A 20,915-nucleotide genomic window follows, 5' to 3' on the forward strand; every position below is an offset into this window, starting at 1 on the left:
GGTCAGGCCTCCGTTCCGCCGGTAGAAGAGGACGTCGCCTCAGCGGCCGGAGCAGCGGCGGCGTCGGCCTTGGGGGCCTCGGCTGCCGGGTTCTGCTGCGGCTTGCGGCCACGGCCGCCACGCTCGCCACCGCGGCCACCACGGCCGGCGGGACGGTCGTTGCCACCACCACGGGCCGGACGGTTGCCGGCGCGGGCCGCGGCGTTCTCGGCGCGCACCTCGGCGATGTTCTTGACGTCGCCCTTGTAGATCCAGACCTTCACACCGATACGGCCGAAGGTCGTCTTGGCCTCGAAGAAGCCGTAGTCGACGTTCGCACGGAGCGTGTGCAGGGGCACGCGGCCCTCGCGGTAGAACTCCGAGCGGGACATCTCGGCGCCGCCGAGACGGCCACCGCACTGGATCTTGATGCCCTTGGCGCCGGCCTTCATCGTCGACTGCATGCTCTTACGCATGGCGCGACGGAAGGAGACACGCGAGGACAGCTGCTCGGCGACGGCCTGGGCCACCAGCTGAGCGTCCACCTCGGGGTTCTTGACCTCGAGGATGTTCAGCTGGACCTGCTTGCCGGTCAGCTTCTCCAGCTCGCCGCGGATGCGGTCGGCCTCGGCGCCGCGGCGGCCGATGACGATGCCCGGACGTGCGGTGTGGATGTCGACGCGGACGCGGTCGCGGGTGCGCTCGATCTCCACCTTGGAGATGCCGGCCCGCTCCATGCCCTTCGTCATCATGCGACGAATGGCGACGTCTTCCTTGACGTAGTCCTTGTACAGCTTGTCGGCATACCAGCGGGACTTGAAGTCCGTGGTGATACCGAGCCGGAACCCATGCGGGTTAACCTTCTGGCCCATTACCGGGTTCCTTCCTTGCTGCTGACGACCACGGTGATGTGGCTGGTCCGCTTACGGATCCGGTAGGCACGGCCCTGGGCACGCGGACGGAACCGCTTCAGGGTCGGGCCCTCGTCCACGTACGCCTCGCTGATGATCAGCGAAGAGGCGTCGGTGTGGTCGTAGTTGTGCGCGGCGTTGGCAATGGCGCTGTCAAGCACCTTGCCGACCGGCACGCTCGCGGCCTGCGGGGCGAAGCGCAGGACCGCCTGAGCCTCCGTGGCATCCATGCCACGGATGAGGTCCACCACGCGGCGGGCCTTCATGGGCGTGACGCGGATGTACCGCGCCTGGGCCCTGGCTTCCATGGTTGTCCCTTCGGTGTAAGTCATAGTCAGTCACCCCGCGTTAGCGGCGCTTCGACTTCCGGTCGTCCTTGACGTGGCCGCGGAAGGTGCGAGTCGGCGAGAACTCGCCGAGCTTGTGGCCGACCATGGACTCGGTGACGAACACCGGGACATGGATCTTGCCGTTGTGCACCGCGATCGTGTGGCCCAGCATGGCCGGGACGATCATCGAGCGACGGGACCAGGTCTTGATGACGTTCTTGGTGCCTGCTTCGTTCTGGACGTCCACCTTCTTGATCAGGTGGTCGTCGACGAAGGGCCCCTTCTTGAGACTGCGCGGCATCTAAACCCGCTCCTAGCGCTTCTTGTTCGTCTTGCGGCGGCGGACGATGTACTTGCTGCTTGCCTTCTTCGGCGAGCGAGTACGACCCTCCTTCTGACCCCACGGGCTGACCGGGTGGCGTCCACCGGAGGTCTTGCCCTCACCACCACCGTGCGGGTGGTCAACCGGGTTCATCGCGACACCGCGGACGGTCGGGCGTACGCCCTTCCAGCGCATACGGCCGGCCTTGCCCCAGTTGATGTTCGACTGCTCGGCGTTGCCGACCTCACCGATGGTGGCGCGGCAGCGGACGTCGACCAGCCGGATCTCACCGGACGGCATACGAAGGTGGGCCATGGAGCCCTCCTTCGCCAGCAGCTGCACGGAGGCACCCGCGGAACGGGCGAACTTCGCGCCGCCGCCGGGCCGCAGCTCGATGGCGTGGATGGTCGTACCGACCGGGATGTTGCGCAGCGCCAGGTTGTTGCCGGGCTTGATGTCGGCGGCCGGACCGTTCTCGACACGCGCGCCCTGAGCCAGGCCACGCGGCGCGATGATGTAGCGCTTCTCGCCGTCCGCGTAGTGCAGCAGCGCGATGCGCGCGGTGCGGTTCGGGTCGTACTCGATGTGCGCGACCTTGGCCGGCACGCCGTCCTTGTCGTGACGACGGAAGTCGATCACGCGGTAGGCGCGCTTGTGTCCACCACCCTGGTGGCGAACGGTCACACGACCGGCGTTGTTACGGCCGCCCTTGCTGTGCAGCGGGCGGACCAGCGACTTCTCCGGCGTGGACCGCGTGATCTCGACAAAGTCGGCGACGCTGGAGCCACGACGGCCCGGGGTCGTCGGCTTGTACTTGCGGATACCCATTGTCTCTCAGTCCTCGGAAGAATTCCGGATCCTGGACGTCTCGACCTCCGTCAGGAGGTCGGGCCGCCGAAGATGTCGATACGGTCGCCCTCAGCGAGGGTCACGATGGCGCGCTTGGTGTTCGCGCGCTTACCGAAACCGGTGCGGGTGCGCTTGCGCTTGCCCTGGCGGTTGATCGTGTTGACCCCGGTGACCTTGACCGAGAAGACCGCTTCCACGGCCTGCTTGATCTGGGTCTTGTTGGCGGTCGGCGACACGATGAACGTGTACTTGTTCTCGTCGAGCAGCGCGTAGCTCTTCTCGGACACCACGGGCTTGACGAGAACGTCACGCGGGTCGTCGAAGGTCTTGCTGGTGATCTCGGCCATCAGGCTTCGCTCCCTTCGGTCTCAGCGGCCTTGGAGGGGCCAGACACGAAAGACTCGAAGGCGGCCTTGGTGAAGACCACGTCGTCGGAGACGAGCACGTCGTACGTGTTCAGCTGGCCCGGCGCCAGGATGTGCACCTGGGGCAGGTTGCGGGCGGACAGCCACGCGGCCTCGTCGGACCTCTCGGCGACCAGGAGCACGTTCTTGCGCTCGCTGATCTTGCCGATCAGGGTCCTGGCGGCCTTGGTGGACACCGCGTCCTCGACCAGGCCGGAAACGACGTGGATACGAGAGTGACGGGCCCGGTCGGTGAGGGCACCGCGCAGGGCGGCGGCCTTCATCTTCTTGGGGGTCCGCTGCGAGTAGTCACGCGGCACGGGGCCGTGGACGACGCCACCACCGGCGAACTGCGGAGCGCGGGTCGAACCCTGACGGGCGCGGCCGGTGCCCTTCTGGCGGTACGGCTTCTTGCCACCGCCACGGACTTCGCCGCGGGTCTTGGTCTTGTGCGTGCCCTGTCGGGCAGCGGCCAGCTGGGCGACGACGACCTGGTGGATCAGCGGGATGCTGACCTTCGCGTCGAAGATCTCCGAGGGGAGTTCGACGGTCCCGGCCTTGTCGCCTGCCGGCGAAAGGATGTCAACGGTGCTCATCAGTTACCTCAGGCCCCCTTGGCCGCGGTACGGACCAGGACGAGGCCGCCGTTCGGACCAGGAACCGCGCCCTTGATCAGGAGCAGGCCCTTCTCCGCGTCAACGGCGTGAACGGTCAGGTTCTGGGTGGTGACCCGCTCGTTGCCCATACGGCCCGCCATGCGGAGGCCCTTGAACACACGGCCCGGGGTGGCGCAGCCACCGATGGAGCCGGGAGAGCGGTGCTTGCGCTGGGTGCCGTGACCGGCGCCGAGGCCCTTGAAGTTGTGACGCTTCATGACACCGGCGAAGCCCTTGCCCTTGCTCTTGCCCGTGACGTCGACCTTGACGCCGGACTCGAACGTGGCGGCGGTGATCTCCTGGCCGAGCGTGTACTCGGCGGCGTCGGAGGTGCGGAGCTCCACCAGGTGGCGGCGGGGGGTCACGTCGGCCTTGGCGAAGTGGCCCTTGAGGGGCTTGTTCACCTTGCGCGGGTCGATCTCGCCGAAGGCGATCTGGACCGACTCGTAGCCGTCGGAGTCATTCGTACGGACCTGGGTAACAACGCAGGGCCCGGCCTTGACGACGGTCACCGGGACGACACGGTTGTTCTCGTCCCAGACCTGGGTCATGCCGAGCTTCTCGCCCAGGACACCCTTGATCTGCTTTGCCATCTCTTCCGCGCCTCTCAGAGCTTGATCTCGATGTCAACGCCGGCCGGAAGGTCCAGGCGCATCAGCGAGTCAACGGTCTTGGGCGTCGGGTCGAGAATGTCGATCAGGCGCTTGTGCGTGCGCATCTCGAAGTGCTCGCGCGAGTCCTTGTACTTGTGCGGCGACTTGATGACGCAGTACACGTTCTTCTCAGTGGGCAGCGGCACCGGGCCCGCGACCGACGCACCAGTACGCGTCACCGTCTCGACGATCTTCTTCGCCGAGGAGTCGATGACCTCGTGGTCGTAGGCCTTGAGCCGGATGCGGATCTTCTGTCCCGCCATGGCTGCTTCGTAGTCCTGTCTCTCGTAACGCTCTGGAACCCGGTAGCTCCGCTCCTCGCTCCGACCCACGCGGTCGGGCGTGTCGCATCCTCGCCAATGAAAATCTCCCGAAGGAATTTCCCTGCCAAGGGGTGCGGTCGTAAGACCGCGAGCCAGGGCCGGACCGCGATACGCGATCAGCCACCGGGCGCCTGGCCGGAGCCCCGCTCACGCTTCCCGGAAGATTCCCGTACGTCCGTCCCAGCGCTGCCCCGGAGGGCAGTTGGGACGACGAGTACTGTGGGACTCGCTTCCGGTCCTCCCGGCGGGAGGCGCGCAGCATCGGCACTCAACCGAGCAACCTGAACAGTGTGCCATAGGGGCCCTGGCCCTGGCCAATCGCGGCCGGAAAGGGTACCCCACCCCGGCACGGATGAATCAGCGGCCCGGCCCGCCGTTCCGGAAAGGGGCGCGCGGAACGGCGCCGGAAGGGCCCTGCGGGGCCGCTGCCGGACGTCTCCGCATCGCACGAGGGGGCCGGGGCGTGCGGGCCCCGGCCCCCTGCACCACCGCAGGCGCGGCGCTATGGGCGGGGCAGCCCGCCGGGCGCGGTGGCCCAGCCCGTGCTCGGCTCATCCTTCAGCGCGAAGGAGAGCGAACCGCCGGACCGTACGGGTGAGCCGCCGGCCCACGAGGCGTTCCGCCGCTCGCCGTTGACCCGGACCTCGTCCACGGACACGTTCGCGTCGTACGCCGCGCTCACTGACCGCGAGAGCGGTGACGGCCCCCGAGTCCAGCCCCACCCGGCCGTGCGACGGGAAGCGCACCCGATGAAGCTTGCGTGAACCGGCCTGGCGGCGGGGCGTCTTCGCGGTCGCCCAGTGAGCGGGAAAAGCACAGGGGCCCCGCGCCGCCGTCCTCACGGACGGGGTGCGGGGCCCCTGTTGGATGCTCCGAGGAGCTACCAGGTCAGATCAGCGACTACTTGTTGATCTTGGTGACCTGGCCGGCGCCGACGGTCCGGCCACCCTCACGGATGGCGAACTTGAGGCCCTCCTCCATGGCGACGGGCTGGATCAGCTCGACCGTCATGACGGTGTTGTCGCCCGGCATGACCATCTCGGTGCCCTCGGGGAGGGTCACCACGCCGGTCACGTCCGTGGTACGGAAGTAGAACTGCGGGCGGTAGTTGTTGAAGAAGGGGGTGTGACGGCCACCCTCGTCCTTCGACAGGATGTAGGCCTGGGCCTCGAAGCTGGTGTGCGGCGTGACCGAACCCGGCTTGATGATGACCTGGCCGCGCTCGACGTCCTCGCGCTTGATGCCACGGAGGAGCAGACCGACGTTCTCACCGGCCTGGCCCTCGTCGAGCAGCTTGCGGAACATCTCGATGCCGGTGACCGTGGTGGTGGTCTTCTCGGTCTTGATACCGACGATGTCGACGGTCTCGTTGACCTTCAGGACACCACGCTCGATACGACCGGTGACGACGGTGCCACGACCGGTGATCGTGAAGACGTCCTCGATCGGCATCAGGAACGGCTTGTCGACGTCGCGCTCGGGCTGCGGGATGGACTCGTCAACGGCCTTCATCAGGTCGAGAACGGTCTTGCCCCACTCGGCGTCGCCCTCAAGGGCCTTGAGCGCCGAGACCTTGACGACCGGCAGGTCGTCGCCCGGGAACTCGTACTCGGAGAGCAGCTCGCGGACCTCGAGCTCGACGAGCTCGAGGATCTCCTCGTCGTCCACCATGTCGGCCTTGTTCAGGGCGACAACGATGTACGGAACGCCGACCTGGCGGGCCAGGAGCACGTGCTCCTTGGTCTGCGGCATCGGGCCGTCGGTGGCGGCGACCACGAGGATGGCGCCGTCCATCTGCGCCGCACCCGTGATCATGTTCTTGATGTAGTCCGCGTGACCGGGGCAGTCGACGTGCGCGTAGTGACGCGACTCCGTCTGGTACTCGACGTGCGCGATGGAGATGGTGATACCGCGCTGGCGCTCCTCAGGAGCCTTGTCGATCTGGTCGAAGGCCGAGGCCTCGTTCAGGTCCGGGTACGCGTCATGCAGCACCTTGGTAATGGCGGCCGTGAGGGTCGTCTTACCGTGGTCGATGTGACCGATGGTGCCGATGTTGACGTGCGGCTTAGTCCGCTCGAACTTCGCCTTCGCCACTGGGGTCCTCCTGGAGTGGTTCTGTACGCCTTACTCATCGGCGCCAGGTGATCTTTGCTGGGATGCCGGCCCCCGGGGCGGCCCCGCCATGATCTGGTGGATCCGGCGGAACTGCCCTGGGACGTGCCGGTGACAAGCCTAAAGCGTGGACTCGGAAGAGTTACTCGCCCTTGGCCTTCGCGATGATCTCCTCGGCGACGTTCCGGGGAACCTCGGCGTAGGAGTCGAACTGCATCGAGTAGCTTGCGCGACCCGAGGTCTTGCTGCGGAGGTCTCCGACGTAGCCGAACATCTCCGACAGCGGCACCAGGCCCTTGACGACCTTGGCGTTGGCCCGGTCCTCCATGGCCTGGATCTGGCCACGCCGGGAGTTGATGTCACCGATGACATCGCCCATGTAGTCCTCGGGCGTGGTCACCTCGACGGACATCATCGGCTCAAGGAGCACCGGAGACGCCCTGCGGGCACCTTCCTTGAACGCCTGCGAACCGGCGATCTTGAAGGCCAGCTCCGAGGAGTCGACCTCGTGGTAGCCACCGTCGAGCAGCGTGATGCGGACACCGGTCATCTCGTAGCCCGCGAGGATGCCGAACTGCATGGCCTCCTGCGCGCCGGCGTCCACCGAAGGGATGTACTCCTTCGGGATACGGCCACCGGTGACCTTGTTCACGAACTCGTACGAGGTGTCGCCACCCTCGATGGGCTCGATCATGATCTGCACCTTGGCGAACTGCCCGGTGCCACCGGTCTGCTTCTTGTGCGTGAAGTCCACACGCTCGACGGTCTTGCGGATCGTCTCACGGTAGGCGACCTGCGGCTTGCCGACGTTCGCCTCGACCTTGAACTCACGCCGCATACGGTCGACCAGCACCTCGAGGTGAAGCTCGCCCATACCGCCGATGACGGTCTGGCCGGTCTCCTCGTTGCTGTGCACCTGGAAGGAGGGGTCCTCCTCCGCGAGACTCTGGATGGCGACACCCAGCTTCTCCTGGTCGCCCTTGGACTTGGGCTCGATCGCGACCTCGATGACCGGCGCCGGGAAGTCCATGGACTCCAGGATGACCGGGCTCTTCTCGTCGCACAGCGTCTCACCGGTGGTGGTCTGCTTCAGGCCCATGACGGCGACGATGTCGCCGGCGCCCACCGACTCGATCTCCTCACGCTTGTTCGCGTGCATACGGTAGATCTTGCCGATGCGCTCCTTGCGGCCCTTCACCGAGTTCAGCACCGCGGTGCCGGACTCCAGCCTGCCGGAGTACACCCGGACGAAGGTGAGCTTGCCCAGGTGCGGGTCCCTCATGATCTTGAAGGCCAGCGCGGACAGCGGCTCGTCGACGGAGGGCTTGCGCTTGACGACCAGCTCGGGGTCCTTCACGTCGTGGCCCTCGATGGCCTCGACGTCGAGCGGGGTCGGCAGGTAGCGCACGACCGCGTCGAGCAGCGGCTGCACACCCTTGTTCTTGAACGCGGTACCGCAGAACACCGGGGTGACGGTGGTGCCGTCCGACTTGCCGGAGGCGATGGTGATACGGCGGATCGCCGCGTACAGCTGCTCCACGGTGGGCTCGGTGCCCTCCAGGTACAGCTCCATCAGCTCGTCGTCGTTCTCCGAGACGGTCTCCAGCAGCGTCCCGCGCCACTCCTCGGCCGCCTCGACGTGCGTGGCCGGGATGTCGACGACGTCGTACATCTCGCCCTTGGCGGCCTCGGCGGACCAGACGAAGGCCTTCATCGTCACGAGGTCGACGACGCCCTTGAAGTCGGCCTCGGCACCGATCGGAAGCTGCATGACGATCGGAACCGCGCCGAGGCGGTCCTTGATCATGTCGACGCAGCGGTGGAACTCCGCACCGGTCCGGTCGAGCTTGTTCACGAAGCAGATACGGGGCACGCCGTAACGGTCGGCCTGCCGCCATACCGTCTCGGACTGCGGCTCCACACCGGCGACACCGTCGAACACGGTGACGGCACCGTCGAGGACGCGGAGCGAACGCTCCACCTCGACCGTGAAGTCCACGTGACCCGGGGTGTCGATGATGTTGATGGTGTGGTCGACGTCGTCGAGCGGCCAGTGACAGGTCGTCGCGGCGGACGTGATGGTGATGCCGCGCTCCTGCTCCTGCTCCATCCAGTCCATCGTGGCAGCGCCGTCGTGGACCTCACCGATCTTGTAGCTCACACCGGTGTAGAACAGGATGCGCTCGGTGGTCGTCGTCTTGCCCGCGTCGATGTGGGCCATGATCCCGATGTTGCGGACCTTGGCCAGGTCAAGCGAAGTGGTGGCCATAAGGCTCAATCTTCTCTCGGTCTCGATGTGGGTAGCGACTACCAGCGGTAGTGCGCGAAGGCCTTGTTGGACTCGGCCATCTTGTGCGTGTCCTCACGCTTCTTGACCGAGGCGCCGAGACCGTTGGAGGCGTCGAGCAGCTCGTTCATGAGGCGTTCGGTCATCGTCTTCTCGCGACGGGCGCGGGAGTAACCCACGACCCAGCGCAGAGCGAGGGTGGCGGCGCGACCGGGCTTGACCTCGATCGGCACCTGGTAGGTGGCGCCACCGACACGGCGGGACTTGACCTCGAGCGTGGGCTTGACGTTCTCAAGCGCGCGCTTCAGCGTGATGACCGGGTCGTTGCCGGTCTTCTCGCGGAGGCCTTCCATGGCGCCGTACACAATCCGCTCGGCGGTGGAACGCTTGCCGTTGAGCAGAAGCTTGTTGATCAGCGACGTGACAAGAGGAGAACCGTAGACCGGGTCGATGATGACCGGGCGCTTCGGGGCGGGGCCCTTACGAGGCATTCTTACTTCTCCTTCTTGGCGCCGTAGCGGCTGCGGGCCTGCTTGCGGTTCTTGACGCCCTGGGTGTCAAGGGAGCCGCGGATGATCTTGTAGCGAACACCCGGCAGGTCCTTCACACGGCCACCACGCACGAGCACGATCGAGTGCTCCTGCAGGTTGTGTCCCTCACCCGGAATGTAGGCCGTGACCTCGATGCCGGAGGTCAGACGCACACGCGCGACCTTGCGGAGGGCCGAGTTCGGCTTCTTCGGGGTGGTCGTGAAGACACGCGTGCAGACGCCGCGGCGCTGAGGGGATCCCTCGAGTGCGGGCGTCTTGTTCTTCTCGACCTTGTCCTGCCGGCCCTTCCGGACCAGCTGCTGGATCGTAGGCACTACTTCTCCGGTTTCTGTGTGCCGTCAGTGAAACTAACCTGGAACACCTCCGACCCACGCGGTCGGGTGTGTCGAATGCTGCACAGCCTCGCCCGGGGGCGAGGAGGGGACAGATCACGGTGGCCGGTGCTCAAGCTCGCGTGCGGTTGAGGACACGCACAGGAGCCCAGGCACACCCCAGGCACAAGGTCTGAGCGTACCTACCTCATGGACTCCGGTCAAAACAAATGCCGGGCCCCCCGACACGCCGGACGTCCCCCTGGTGAACGGCGGGCGACGGGGGCGCGACGCGGCTCAGTGGAGCGGGTCGTCGCCGGCGGGCCGGGAGACGCCGGAGCGGACCGGAAGGGAATCGGCGGCGACCTCCCATGAGAACGGCGGCGAGATGCACAGATACGCATTGACGAAGGAATAGCGGGCCTAAACATTAACTTGATCACACCCGCACATCTGTGATGTGGCTGATAGCGTTCCTGCGGTGCGCGGCAGAATCACGGGGAGGGAAAGCGGACCAGGTGGCAAATTTCGGACAGGAAATCACCCTGATCCACGGTCCTGAGGTTCATTCTCACCGCACCTTCGCGCGCTGATGTCCTCCGCGAGCCACTCGACTCTTTACGCCCATCCCACAGAGCGAGAATGCAGGATGATAATGACTGTGACTCCCAGCTCTTTACACTCATGGTTCATATCCGGGACTGGTTCCGCCACATTAGCGAGACACGCCGACGCGATCGCGGCGCACCTGACAACGCTGTCCGACTGGGACCCGGCGGACGTGGGCCGGGCGCTGGCGCTGCTGCCCTCGGACGGTCCGCACCGCGCGGCCGTGGTGGCCCGTGGGCGCGAGGAACTGCTGGAGCGGCTGCGGGACCTGGCCGCGGGCCGGGCGGCGGCCGGGCTGGTGCGCGGCACCGGCCGGCCGGGTCGGCGGCCGGTCTTCGTCTTCCCCGGCCAGGGTGCTCAGTGGCCCGGGATGACCGCGGACCTGCTGGAGTCCTCGGAGGTGTTCCGCGCGCGGATCGCCGACTGTGAGCGGGCGCTCGCCCCGGTGGTGGACTGGTCGCTGACGGACGTGCTGCGCGAGCGGCCCGGGGCCCCGGCGCTGGACAGGGTCGATGTGGTGCAGCCCGCGCTCTGGGCGGTCATGGTGGCGCTGGCCGAGCTGTGGCGGGCGCACGGCGTGGAGCCCGCCGCCGTCATCGGACACAGTCTGGGCGAGGTGGCCGCGGCGGCGGTGAGCGGAGCCCTGCCGTTGGAGGACGCCGCCCGGGTGGCCGCGCGCTGGAGCCAGGCGCAGGCGACGCTGGTGGGCCGGGGGGACATGGTCTCCGTGCTGGCCTCCGAGGAGTTGGTGCGCGACCGGCTGGCCCGGTGGGGAGGCCGCCTGGTGGTCGCCGCCGTCAACGGCCCCTCCTCCGTGATCGTCGCCGGCCCGCCGCGGGAGGCGCGCGACCTGGTCACCGCGCTGGCCGGAGAAGGGGTGCGCGCGCGGGTCATCGACGTGGGCCTGGCCGCGCACTCCGAGCAGATCGACGGCATCGTGCCGCGTATGCGGGCCGATCTGGCGGGGCTTCGGCCGCAGGCGCCCCGGGTGCCGTTCTACTCCTCGGTGTACGCGCGGGAGTGGGCGGACGCCCGGCCGGACGCGGAGTACTGGTGCACCAATCTGCGCGGCACCGTCCGGTTCGAGGAGACCGTGCGGGCCGCCCTCGGGGCGGGTCACGAGGTGCTGCTGGAGATCAGCCCCCATCCCGTGCTCACGGCCGCCATGCAGGAAACCGTCGAGAGCGCGGGCGCCGGCGCGGTGGTGCGCTCCTCGGTCCAGCGCGGCCAGGACGGGCCGGCGCGGTTCCTGCTGTCGCTCGGTGAGCTGTACGTGGACGGGGTGGAGCCGGACCCGGAGGTCCTGTACCCGGAGCGCGGGGCGGCGCTGGAACTCCCGGCGCCGGAGAGCGCGCCGGAGAGCGGGGCCGAGCCTCGGTCCGCGGCCCTGGCGGCCGGGCCGGCGGGGCCGTCCGGGGAGGCGCTGCGGGCGGATCCGGCCGACGCGGTGCTCCGCGAGACGGCGGCGGCCGCCGGACTCGCGGACCCGTCGCTGCTGGACGGGGACACGCCGTTCCGGGATCTCGGCTTCGACTCGGTGGCCGCGGTGTCCCTGCGCAACCGGCTGGCGCGGGCGCTCGGCATCCCGTTGCCGATCACCGTCGTCTTCGACCATCCGACGCCGTACCGCCTGGCGGAGCACCTCACGGACCGGCTGTCCGCACCGCGTCCGGGGACCGCCTCCCGGTCCGCCGGGCGCGTGTCCGCGGCGGCCGACCGGGGCGCGTCGGACGATCCGGTCGCGATCGTGTCCATGGCCTGCCGCTATCCCGGCAAGGACGGAAACGCGGAAAGCGCGGAGGATCTCTGGCGGCTGGTCGCCGAGGGTGCCGACGTGATAGCCGAATTCCCCACCGACCGGTACTGGGATGTCGCCGGTAAATATTCAATGGACCCGTCGGAATCAGATCGCTACTATCAACGCGGGGCCGGTCTGCTCAAGGGCGCGGATCAATTCGACGCGGAGTTCTTCGGTATCAGTCCGCGTGAAGCGGAGTCAATGGACCCGCAGCAGAGACTGCTGTTGGAAACGGCCTGGCAGACCTTCGAACAATCCGGAATCCTGCCTTCCGAGTGGGCCGGCGAGCGGGCCGGAGTATTTGTCGGAGCCATGGCCATGGACTACGGTCCCGGGCTCGACAGCGGGTCCGCCCACCAAGGCCAGGTGCTCACGGGAAACGCCACGAGCGTCCTCTCCGGCCGGATCGCCTACGTGCTCGGGCTGGAGGGCCCCGCGCTGACCGTGGACACCGCCTGCTCCTCCTCTCTGGTCGCGCTCCACCTGGCCGTCCAGTCGCTGCGACGGGGCGAGTGCGACCTCGCCCTCGCGGGCGGCGTGACCGTGATGTCCAGTCTCGGCATGTTCAAGGAATTCAGCAGGCTGGGCGGGCTGGCCCCGGACGGCCGGTGCAAGGCGTTCGCGGACGGAGCCGATGGCTTCGGGCTGGCCGAGGGCGTGGGCCTGCTCCTGCTGATGCCGCTGTCGCGAGCCCGGCGCGAGGGCCACCCGGTGCTGGCGGTGATCCGGGGTTCGGCCGTCAACCAGGACGGCGCCTCCAACGGACTGACCGCGCCGAACGGCCCCTCCCAGGAGCGGGTGATCCGGGCGGCCCTCGCGGACGCGGGGCTCACCGCGCGCGACGTGGACGCCGTGGAGGCCCACGGGACCGGGACCAGGCTGGGCGACCCGATCGAGGCGCAGGCGCTCCTCGCCGCCTACGGGCAGGACCGCCCGGCGGACCGGCCGCTGCGGCTGGGCTCCGTGAAGTCCAACATCGGACACGCCCAGGCCGCCGCGGGGGTGGCCGGGGTGATCAAGATGGTGATGGCGCTGCGGCACGGGCTGCTGCCGCGCACCCTGCACGCGGAGCGGCCCACCGAGCACGTCGACTGGACCTCCGGGGCGGTGTCCCTGCTCTCCGAGCCGGTGGCGTGGCCGCAGTCGGGCACGCCCCGGCGCGCGGGGGTGTCGTCCTTCGGGATCAGCGGGACGAACGCCCACCTGATCGTCGAGGAGGCCCCGCCCGTGGTGGCGGCGCCCCCGGTGGCCGCCCGCACCCGGCGGCCCGCACCGGCCGGGGGGCCGGTGGGGCTCGCGCTGTCGGCGAAGACCCCGGCGGCGCTCGCCGGGCAGGCGCGGCGGCTGCGCTCCGCCCTGCTGGCCGAGGCCGCGCCGGCCCCCGCCGACCTGGCGTACTCGCTGGCCACCACCCGTACCGTCTTCGCCTCCCGGGCCACCGTGGTCGGCTCCGGGCGCGATGAGCTGCTCGCGGCGCTGGAGGCGCTCGCGGCGGGTGAACGTCAGGCCGGTGCGGTGCTGCCGTCCGAGGGCCGGAGTGCCCGGCCGGGGCGCACGGTGTTCGTCTTCCCCGGGCAGGGCTCGCAGTGGACGGGTATGGCCCGGGAGCTGCTGGAGGGCTCGCCCGTCTTCCGGGACCGGATCGAGGAGTGCGCGCGGGCACTGGAGCCGTACACCGACTGGTCGCTTCTGGACGTGCTGCGGGGCGTGACCGGTGCGCCGTCGCTGGCGCGGGTGGACGTGGTGCAGCCCGCGCTGTGGGCGGTCATGGTGGCGCTGGCCGAGGTGTGGCGGTCCTGCGGGGTGCGGCCGGACGCGGTGGTCGGCCACTCCCAGGGCGAGATCGCGGCGGCCTGCGTGTCCGGGGCGCTGTCGCTGGAGGACGCCGCGAAGGTCGTGGCGCTGCGGTGCCGGGCGCTGGGGCGGCTGGCCGGGAGCGGGGCCATGGCGTCCGTTCCGCTGCCCGCCGAGGAGGTGCTGGCCCGGTTGGACCGACTGGGCGGCGCCGTCACGGCGGCGGCGTACAACGGTCCGGGCAGCGTCGTCGTGGCGGGCCACGAGGACGCGGTCGAGGCGGTGCTCGCCGACTGCCGCCGGGACGGGGTGGAGGCGCGCCGGGTCGACGTGGACTACGCGTCGCACTCCGCGCACGTCGAGCCGGTGCGCGAGGAGCTGCTCGCCGCTCTGGCGGATGTGGCAGGGCGTCCTGGTGAGGTCGCGTTCCATTCGAGCGTGCGGGGCGGGCTCATCGACAGCACCGCTCTCGACGGCGCCTACTGGTACGAGAATCTGCGCAGTCCCGTGCTGTTCGAGCAGACGGTACGGGAGCTGGCGGCGTCGGGTGCCACCACGTTCGTCGAGGTCAGCCCGCATCCCGTGGTCTCGGCCGGGGTGCGCGACACCCTCGCGGCGGCGGGCGTTCCGGGCACGGTCGTGGGGACACTGCGGCGCGATCACGACGCCTGGCAGCAGTTCCTGCTGAACGCGGCGCGGCTGTACGCCGACGGCGTGCGGGTCGACTGGGCGGAGCTGTCCGGCGGAACCACCCGCACCGCGCTGCCCACCTATGCGTTCCAGCGCTCCTCGTACTGGCTGCGGCCGCGGCCCGCCACACCGGACGCGGCCGCCCTGGGCCTGCGCGAGGCCGCGCATCCGCTGCTGGGCGCGGCGGTCGACCTGCCGGGCGGGGAGGGCTGGGTGTACACGGGCCGGGTGGACGCGGACGCGCTGCCCGGGGCCGCCGGGCAGCGCGCCGCCCTGGTCGAACTGGTCCTGGCCGCCGCCGAGCACGGCGCTCCGGCGGTTCCCGGGCACGTGGCGCGCCTCGCTCTCGAAGCACCCCTGGCCGCGGCCCCCGGCGCCCCTCTCGACCTGCGGGTCACCTCGTCGCTCGACGGTGACGGCCACTGGCGGGTGCGGGTGCACGCGCGGCCCGCCGGGGCCCCGCCGTCCACCGGCTGGGTCCGGCACGCGCGGGCGCTCCTGGCCGAGCCGCCCGCCGGGCCGGCGGCCACGGGGCTGGACGAGTGGCCCCCGGCGGACCGCTCCCCCGCCCTGGAGAACCTGAAGAACACGGAGAACTCAGAGAACACGGGAAACACGGAGAACCCGGAGATCACGGAGATCACGGAGATCACGGAGAACTCGGAGAACGCCGCGGCGGACGGGCCCGTCTCGGTGTCCGGGCCGTGGCGGGTGGGCGACACGGTGTACGCGCAGCTGACGCTGGCCGTGGAGGCGGAGGCGGAGGCCGACGGGTTCGGGCTGCACCCGGCGCTCATGGCCGGTGTGCTGGGGCTGTGCGCGGAGGCCCCGGGGGGTGGTGTCGTGTCGACCGGACACCTCCGGGAGGCCGTCCGGCTGGACGGGGTGAGCCTGTACGCCACCCGGGCGACCACCCTGCGGGTGCGGGTCTCCCCCGCCGGTCCTGACACGTTCCGGGTGGTGGCCGCCGACGCGGTGGGCGATCCGGTGCTGAGCATCGACCGGGTGGCGGTCCGGGCGGCCCGGCCGGTGCGCCCGCGTGGTGGCACGCGACCGCTGCACCACACGCGCTGGGTGCCGCTGGCCCCGGCGCCCGTACCGGACAAGGTGCGGTGGGCCGTGCTGGGCGATGCGCCCGTACCGCCCGGGGCCGTGCGCTACCCGGACCCCGGCGCGCTGCGCGCGGCGGTCACGGCCGGGGCCGATGTGCCCGAGGCGGTGCTCGTGCCGCTGGCCTCATCGTCTCTCGGGGACGGGGCCCCGGCGTCTGCCGGTACCGGGAACGGGAGCGGCGCCGGTCGTACGGACGAGGCCGCCGCGGCGAGGGAGCTGACCGGGCGGCTGCTGGAGCTGGTGAACGGGGAGGCCGCCGAGCCCCGGCTGGCCCGCACCCGCTGGGTGTTCCTGACCCGGGGAGCCGTGGCCACGGCCCCCGGGGACGATGTGGCGGACCTGGCCGGAGCGGCCGGCTGGGGCTTCCTGCGGGCCGCGCAGATGGAGCAGCCGGACCGGTTCGTCCTGGTCGACGTGGCCGACGCGGCGGACCTGACCGGGGAGCGGGTGGCGACGGCCGCCGCGGTCGCCCTGCGGCAGGATCAGCCGCTGCTGGCCGTGCACGGGGACCGGCTCCTGGTACCCCGGCTGCACCGGGTCGCGGCGGACGCCCGCGAGGCGTCCCCGGGGCTGGTGATCGACCCGTCGGGCACGGCGCTGGTCACGGGCGGCACCGGAGTGCTGGGCGGCATCGTGGCGCGGCACCTGGTCACGGAGTACGGGGTGCGCGACCTCGTGCTGGCGGGCCGGCGCGGTCCGGCGGCGGAGGGCGCGGCCGAGCTGCGCGCGGAGCTGACCGGGCTCGGCGCGCGGGTGACGGTGGCGGCCTGCGATGTGGCCGACCGGACGGCGCTTGCCGCGCTGCTGGCGGCGATTCCGGCGGACCGGCCGCTGCGGACCGTGGTCCACGCGGCGGGCGTCCTCGACGACGCCGTACTGGCCGAGCTGACCCCCGGCCACCTGGAGCGGGTCTTCCGGCCCAAGGCGGACGCGGCGTGGCTGCTGCACTCCCTGACCCGGGACCTGGGGGTCTCGGCGTTCGTGTCGTTCTCGTCGGTGGCGGGCGTGCTGGTCGGCGCCGGTCAGGCCAACTACGCGGCGGCCAACGCGTTCCTGGACGCGCTGACCCACCGCAGGAGCGCGCTCGGGCTGCCCTCCGCCTCCTTCGCCTGGGGGCTGTGGGAGAACGACAGCGGGATGACGGGACACCTGGGCGCGGCGGAGCGCGCGGCGCTGCGCGGGGCGGGGCTGACCCCGATGGCGCCGGCGCGGGCACTGGAGCTGTTCGACGCGGCGCTGGCCTGCCCGCTGCCGGTGACGACGCTGGCGCATCTGGACACCGTCGCGCTGGCCGCGGGCCCGGTGCTGCCGGTGGCGCGCTCGCTGGCGGCCCGCCCGCGCCCGGTGGCCGCCGGTGCCGTGGCACCGGGCGCCGGGCGGGCCCATCCGCTGGGGCCCGGGAGCCCGGACGGGCAGGTGCGGGAACTCCTCGAACGGGTGCGGACCGCGCTGCTGGACGATCCGTCCGTGGACCAGGCACTCGTCGTCCCCCGGCAGGTGGGCGACACCGATGTCCGGGTGGTGGCCTACGTCGTCCCGGCGCCGGGCGCCGGGGCGGAAGCCGGGTCGGGGGCCGGGGGCGGGCTGCCCGCGGCGCTGGTGCCGGCTGTGGTGGTGCCCCTGCCTCCGGCGTCCGAGGAGGACGGGGCGGCGCTGCCCGGTGCCGGTCTCGTGCCGGTGGGGCGGCAGCGGCCGGGCACCGCGTACGAGGAGATCCTCTGCGGCCTCTTCGCCGAAGTGCTGGGGCTGGCCCGGGTCGGTATCGGCGAGGACTTCTTCGACCTCGGCGGTCACTCGCTGTCGGTGAGCAGGCTGACCGGCCGGATTCGCGCCCTGCTGGACCTGGAGCTGCCGACGCGGCTGGTGTTCGACGAGCCCACGGCGGCCGGTCTGGCGCGGCGGATCGCCGGTATGGCCGGCGCCGCCGCGGGGCCGGGCCGGGCGCGCATGGTGCCCGCGGAGCGCCCCGAGGTGCTGCCGCTCTCCTACGCCCAGCAGGCGCTGTGGTTCCTGCACGAGCGGGACGGCTCCTCGTCGACGTACAACATGCCGCTGGTGCTGCGGCTGACCGGCACGCTGGACACGCGGGCACTGGAGGCGGCGCTGAACGATGTGAGCGCGCGCCACGAGTCGCTGCGCACGGTGTTCTCCTCGGCCGGTGGCGAGGCCCACCAGCGGATCGTGCCGGCCGGTGCGGTGCCGGTGTCGCTGGAGATCCGGCGGGTGGCGGCGGACGAGCTGACCGGGGAAGTGGGCGGGTCGTCGGCGTACGCGTTCGATCTGGCCGCCGAACTCCCCTTGCGCGCGGTGCTGTTCGAGGTGGAGGGGGCACCGCGGGAGCGGGTGCTGCTGATCCTGGTGCACCACACGGCCGGGGACGGCTGGTCGTTCGCGCCGCTGTCGCGAGATCTGGCCGCGGCCTACAGAGCGCGGCTCGCGGGAGGTGCACCGGCATGGCCCGCGATGCCCGTGCAGTACGCCGACTACGCCGTGTGGCAGCGCTCCCTGCTCGGTGACGCGGACGATCCGCGGAGCCCGCACGCCCGTCAGCTGGCCTACTGGGAACAGCGGCTGGCGGGGCTGCCGGAGTGCCTGGCGCTGCCGGTGGACCGGCCGCGGCCCGCCGTCGCCTCGCAGGCGGGCCGGACCGCGTGGTTCGCCTTCGACGCCGGGCTGCACCGTGATCTGGTGGAGCTGGCCCGGACGCTGGACGCGACCGTGTTCATGGTCGTGCAGGCGGCCGCCGCGGCCCTGTTCACCCGGCTGGGCGCCGGGACGGACATCCCGCTGGGGGCTCCGGTGGCGGGCCGGGACGACGAGGTGCTGGAGGAGCTGGTGGGCCTCTTCGTCAACACCCTGGTGCTGCGTACCGACACATCGGGCGACCCGTCGTTCGCGGAGCTGGTGGCCCGGGTGCGGGAGACCGGTCTGGCGGCCTTCGCCCACCAGGACGTCCCCTTCGACCATGTGGTGGGGCGGCTGAACCCGCAGCGGTCCACCGCGTACCACCCGCTGTTCCAGGTCTGCCTGGCCTGGCAGAGCGCCCCGCAGGCGGTGTTCGACCTGCCGGGACTGGAGGTGCGCCCGGAGTTCGGGGGCACCGACCGGGCCCGGTACGACCTGTGGTTCTCCTTCACCGAGAACCGCGACGAGCAGGGCCGGCCGGCCGGTATGACCCTCATGGCGGAGTACGCGACCGACCTGTACGACCCGGAGACCGTCGGGGAGCTGGTGGCCCGGTGGATTCGGTTCCTCCGGGCGGCGGCGGCCGACCCGGGCCGCCCGATCGGAGCGGTGGACGTGCTGCTGCCGGGCGAACGCGAGCGGCTGGTGCTGCCGCCGGGCGATCCGGCCCCGGCGGCGACGATGGCCGAGCGGTTCGAGGAGCGGGTACGGCGGGCTCCGGACGCGGTCGCGGTGGTCGGCGGTGGCGAGCGCCTGTCCTACGCGGAGCTGAACGCGCGGGCCAACCGGCTCGCCCATTGGCTGATCGGCCGCGGGGTCGGGCCCGAGGTCCGGGTGGGGCTGCTGCTGCCGCGTACGGCGGAGGTGGCCGTGGCGATGCTGGCGGTGGTGAAGGCCGGGGGCACGTACGTCCCGATCGACCCGGCGTATCCGGCGGACCGGATCGCGCACATGAGTTCCGACGCCGCCTTCGCCCTGCTGCTGGCGGGCCGGGACGAGGCGGCGGGGCTTCCCGCGGGCGACACGGCCGAGGTGGTGCTGGTCGACGGGCCGCCGGGCGGGCGCCCGTGGGACGACGGCCCGGCCACCGATCCGGTGGACGCCGACCGTACGGGCCCGCTGCTGCCGGACCACCCCGCGTACGTCATCTACACCTCGGGCTCCACGGGAGCGCCCAAGGGCGTGTCCGTGCCGCAGCGCAACGTGGTGCGGCTGCTGGACGCGACGCGGCACTGGTTCTCCTTCGGCCCCGACGACGTGTGGACCATGTTCCACTCGGCGGCCTTCGACTTCTCCGTCTGGGAGATCTGGGGGGCGCTGCTGTGGGGCGGCCGGCTGGTCGTGGTGCCGCACGAGGTCAGCCGGGCGCCGGAGCAGTTCCTGGAGCTGCTGGCCGAGGAGGGCGTGACGGTGCTCAACCAGACACCGTCGGCCTTCTACCAGCTGGCCGAGGCCGACCGGGAGCGGCCGGAGGCCGGGGACCGGCTGGCGCTGCGCACGGTGGTCTTCGGCGGTGAGGCGCTGGACCCGTCGCGGCTGACGAGCTGGTACGAGCGGCATCCGCGCACGCCGGAGCTGGTGAACATGTACGGCACCACCGAGACCACGGTGCACGTGACCCACCTGCGGCTGGACCGGGAGTCGGCCGCGGCGGCCGGGCACACGGGCCCGGTCGGCGGCGCCATCCCGGACCTGGCCTGCTACGTCCTGGACGACCGGCTGACCCCGGTTCCGCCGGGCGTGGCCGGGGAGCTGTACGTCGCCGGGGCGGGGGTCGCCCGGGGCTATCTGAACCGGGCGGGCCTGAGCGCCCACCGCTTCGTGGCCGACCCCTATGGCGCACCGGGCACCCGGATGTACCGGACCGGCGACGTGGTGCGCCGGAACCGGGCGGGCGGACTGGAGTTCGTCGGCCGGGCCGACCAGCAGGTGAAGATCCGCGGCTTCCGTATCGAGCTGGGTGAGATCGAGGCGGTGCTCACCGGCCTCCCCGAGGTCGCACAGGCGGTGGTGAGCGTCCGCGAGGAGACTCCGGGCGACCGCAGACTCGTGGGGTACGTGGTGCCCGCCCCGGGTGCCCGGCCCGAACCGGCCGCGCTGCGCGAGGGGATGCGCGGGCGACTGCCCGAGTACATGATCCCCTCGGCGGTCATGGTGATCGAGCGGGTGCCGCTCACCACCAACGGCAAGCTCGACACCCGGGCGCTGCCCGCGCCCGACTATCTGCCGGTGGCCGGGCGGGAACCGCGCGACGAGCGGGAGCGCAGGCTCTGCGGGCTGTTCGCGGAGCTGCTGGGGGTGGAGGGCGTCGGCATCGACGACGCGTTCTTCGACCTCGGCGGCCACTCGCTGCTGGCAACCCGCCTGGTGAGCCGCATCCGGGCGGACCTGAAGACCGACATCACGATCAGGACGGTGTTCGAGGCTCCGACCGTGGCGGCGCTGGCCGAGCGGCTGGGCGGCACCGCCCCGGCCAGACGGCCCGCTCTGCGGGGTCGCGCGGGTCGCAACAACGGCTGACGCCGGTCGGGGCGGCGGC

14 protein-coding genes are annotated in these 20,915 nt (G+C 71.1%); 1 reads left to right on the top strand and 13 read right to left on the bottom strand.

Translation table 11 applies throughout. The annotated features are described in order from the left end of the window. Nucleotides 1-2: 2 nt before the first annotated feature. The 13 genes from rpsC to rpsL all read right to left on the bottom strand — a co-directional run bounded on the left by rpsC (nt 3) and on the right by rpsL (nt 9,690). Nucleotides 3-851: a 30S ribosomal protein S3 gene (gene rpsC / locus ACIOGX_RS25920; protein ID WP_030351439.1), complete on the bottom strand. Its 849-nt coding sequence runs from the start codon at nt 849-851 to the stop codon at nt 3-5. Further along, nucleotides 851-1,198 (bottom strand): 50S ribosomal protein L22, encoded by a 348-nt coding sequence (gene rplV, locus ACIOGX_RS25925; RefSeq protein ID WP_030351438.1) that lies wholly within the window; start codon nt 1,196-1,198, stop codon nt 851-853. The genes rpsC and rplV overlap by 1 nt, the downstream gene beginning before the upstream one ends. 40 nt (nt 1,199-1,238) lie before the next feature. Beyond that, nucleotides 1,239-1,520, bottom strand: coding sequence for a 30S ribosomal protein S19 (gene rpsS, locus ACIOGX_RS25930; RefSeq protein WP_030351437.1), 282 nt, complete (start codon nt 1,518-1,520; stop codon nt 1,239-1,241). Nucleotides 1,521-1,532: 12 nt separating this feature from the next. Next, nucleotides 1,533-2,369 carry a 50S ribosomal protein L2 gene (gene rplB / locus ACIOGX_RS25935; RefSeq protein WP_129770859.1) on the bottom strand — a complete coding sequence of 279 codons (837 nt, stop codon included), beginning with the start codon at nt 2,367-2,369 and terminating at the stop codon, nt 1,533-1,535. A gap of 50 nt (nt 2,370-2,419) precedes the next feature. After that, entirely contained in the window at nt 2,420-2,737 is a 318-nt protein-coding gene (gene rplW, locus ACIOGX_RS25940) for a 50S ribosomal protein L23 (RefSeq protein ID WP_129770860.1), read from the bottom strand. Next, nucleotides 2,737-3,390, bottom strand: a complete 654-nt coding sequence (rplD, locus tag ACIOGX_RS25945) for a 50S ribosomal protein L4 (RefSeq protein WP_129770861.1) — start codon at nt 3,388-3,390, stop codon at nt 2,737-2,739. Before rplD ends, rplW begins: the two co-directional genes overlap by 1 nt. An 8-nt stretch (nt 3,391-3,398) precedes the next feature. Continuing rightward, complete coding sequence (gene rplC, locus ACIOGX_RS25950; RefSeq protein ID WP_030351433.1) at nt 3,399-4,043, bottom strand: 50S ribosomal protein L3; 645 nt, start codon at nt 4,041-4,043, stop codon at nt 3,399-3,401. Nucleotides 4,044-4,057: 14 nt separating this feature from the next. Next, nucleotides 4,058-4,366 (bottom strand): 30S ribosomal protein S10, encoded by a 309-nt coding sequence (rpsJ, locus tag ACIOGX_RS25955; RefSeq protein ID WP_003948644.1) that lies wholly within the window; start codon nt 4,364-4,366, stop codon nt 4,058-4,060. Between the two features lie 562 nt (nt 4,367-4,928). Beyond that, nucleotides 4,929-5,084, bottom strand: a complete 156-nt coding sequence (locus tag ACIOGX_RS25960; protein WP_401916585.1) for a hypothetical protein — start codon at nt 5,082-5,084, stop codon at nt 4,929-4,931. Between the two features lie 242 nt (nt 5,085-5,326). Next, nucleotides 5,327-6,520, bottom strand: coding sequence for an elongation factor Tu (gene tuf, locus ACIOGX_RS25965; RefSeq protein ID WP_129770864.1), 1,194 nt, complete (start codon nt 6,518-6,520; stop codon nt 5,327-5,329). Nucleotides 6,521-6,680: 160 nt separating this feature from the next. Next, on the bottom strand, nt 6,681-8,807 hold the full coding sequence (gene fusA, locus ACIOGX_RS25970) for an elongation factor G (RefSeq protein WP_356515659.1): 2,127 nt from the start codon (nt 8,805-8,807) through the stop codon (nt 6,681-6,683). Nucleotides 8,808-8,845: 38 nt separating this feature from the next. Then, nucleotides 8,846-9,316, bottom strand: coding sequence for a 30S ribosomal protein S7 (gene rpsG / locus ACIOGX_RS25975; protein WP_030351427.1), 471 nt, complete (start codon nt 9,314-9,316; stop codon nt 8,846-8,848). Between the two features lie 2 nt (nt 9,317-9,318). Next, nucleotides 9,319-9,690 (bottom strand): 30S ribosomal protein S12, encoded by a 372-nt coding sequence (gene rpsL, locus ACIOGX_RS25980; RefSeq protein ID WP_003948652.1) that lies wholly within the window; start codon nt 9,688-9,690, stop codon nt 9,319-9,321. A 778-nt stretch (nt 9,691-10,468) separates the two neighbouring features. Between rpsL and ACIOGX_RS25985 the strand changes: the two genes are divergently transcribed. Beyond that, nucleotides 10,469-20,896, top strand: a complete 10,428-nt coding sequence (locus ACIOGX_RS25985) for an amino acid adenylation domain-containing protein (protein WP_401916589.1) — start codon at nt 10,469-10,471, stop codon at nt 20,894-20,896. Nucleotides 20,897-20,915 lie beyond the last annotated feature (19 nt).

Source organism: Streptomyces sp. NPDC088147 (assembly GCF_044741565.1).
Taxonomy (GTDB): Bacteria; Actinomycetota; Actinomycetes; order Streptomycetales; family Streptomycetaceae; genus Streptomyces.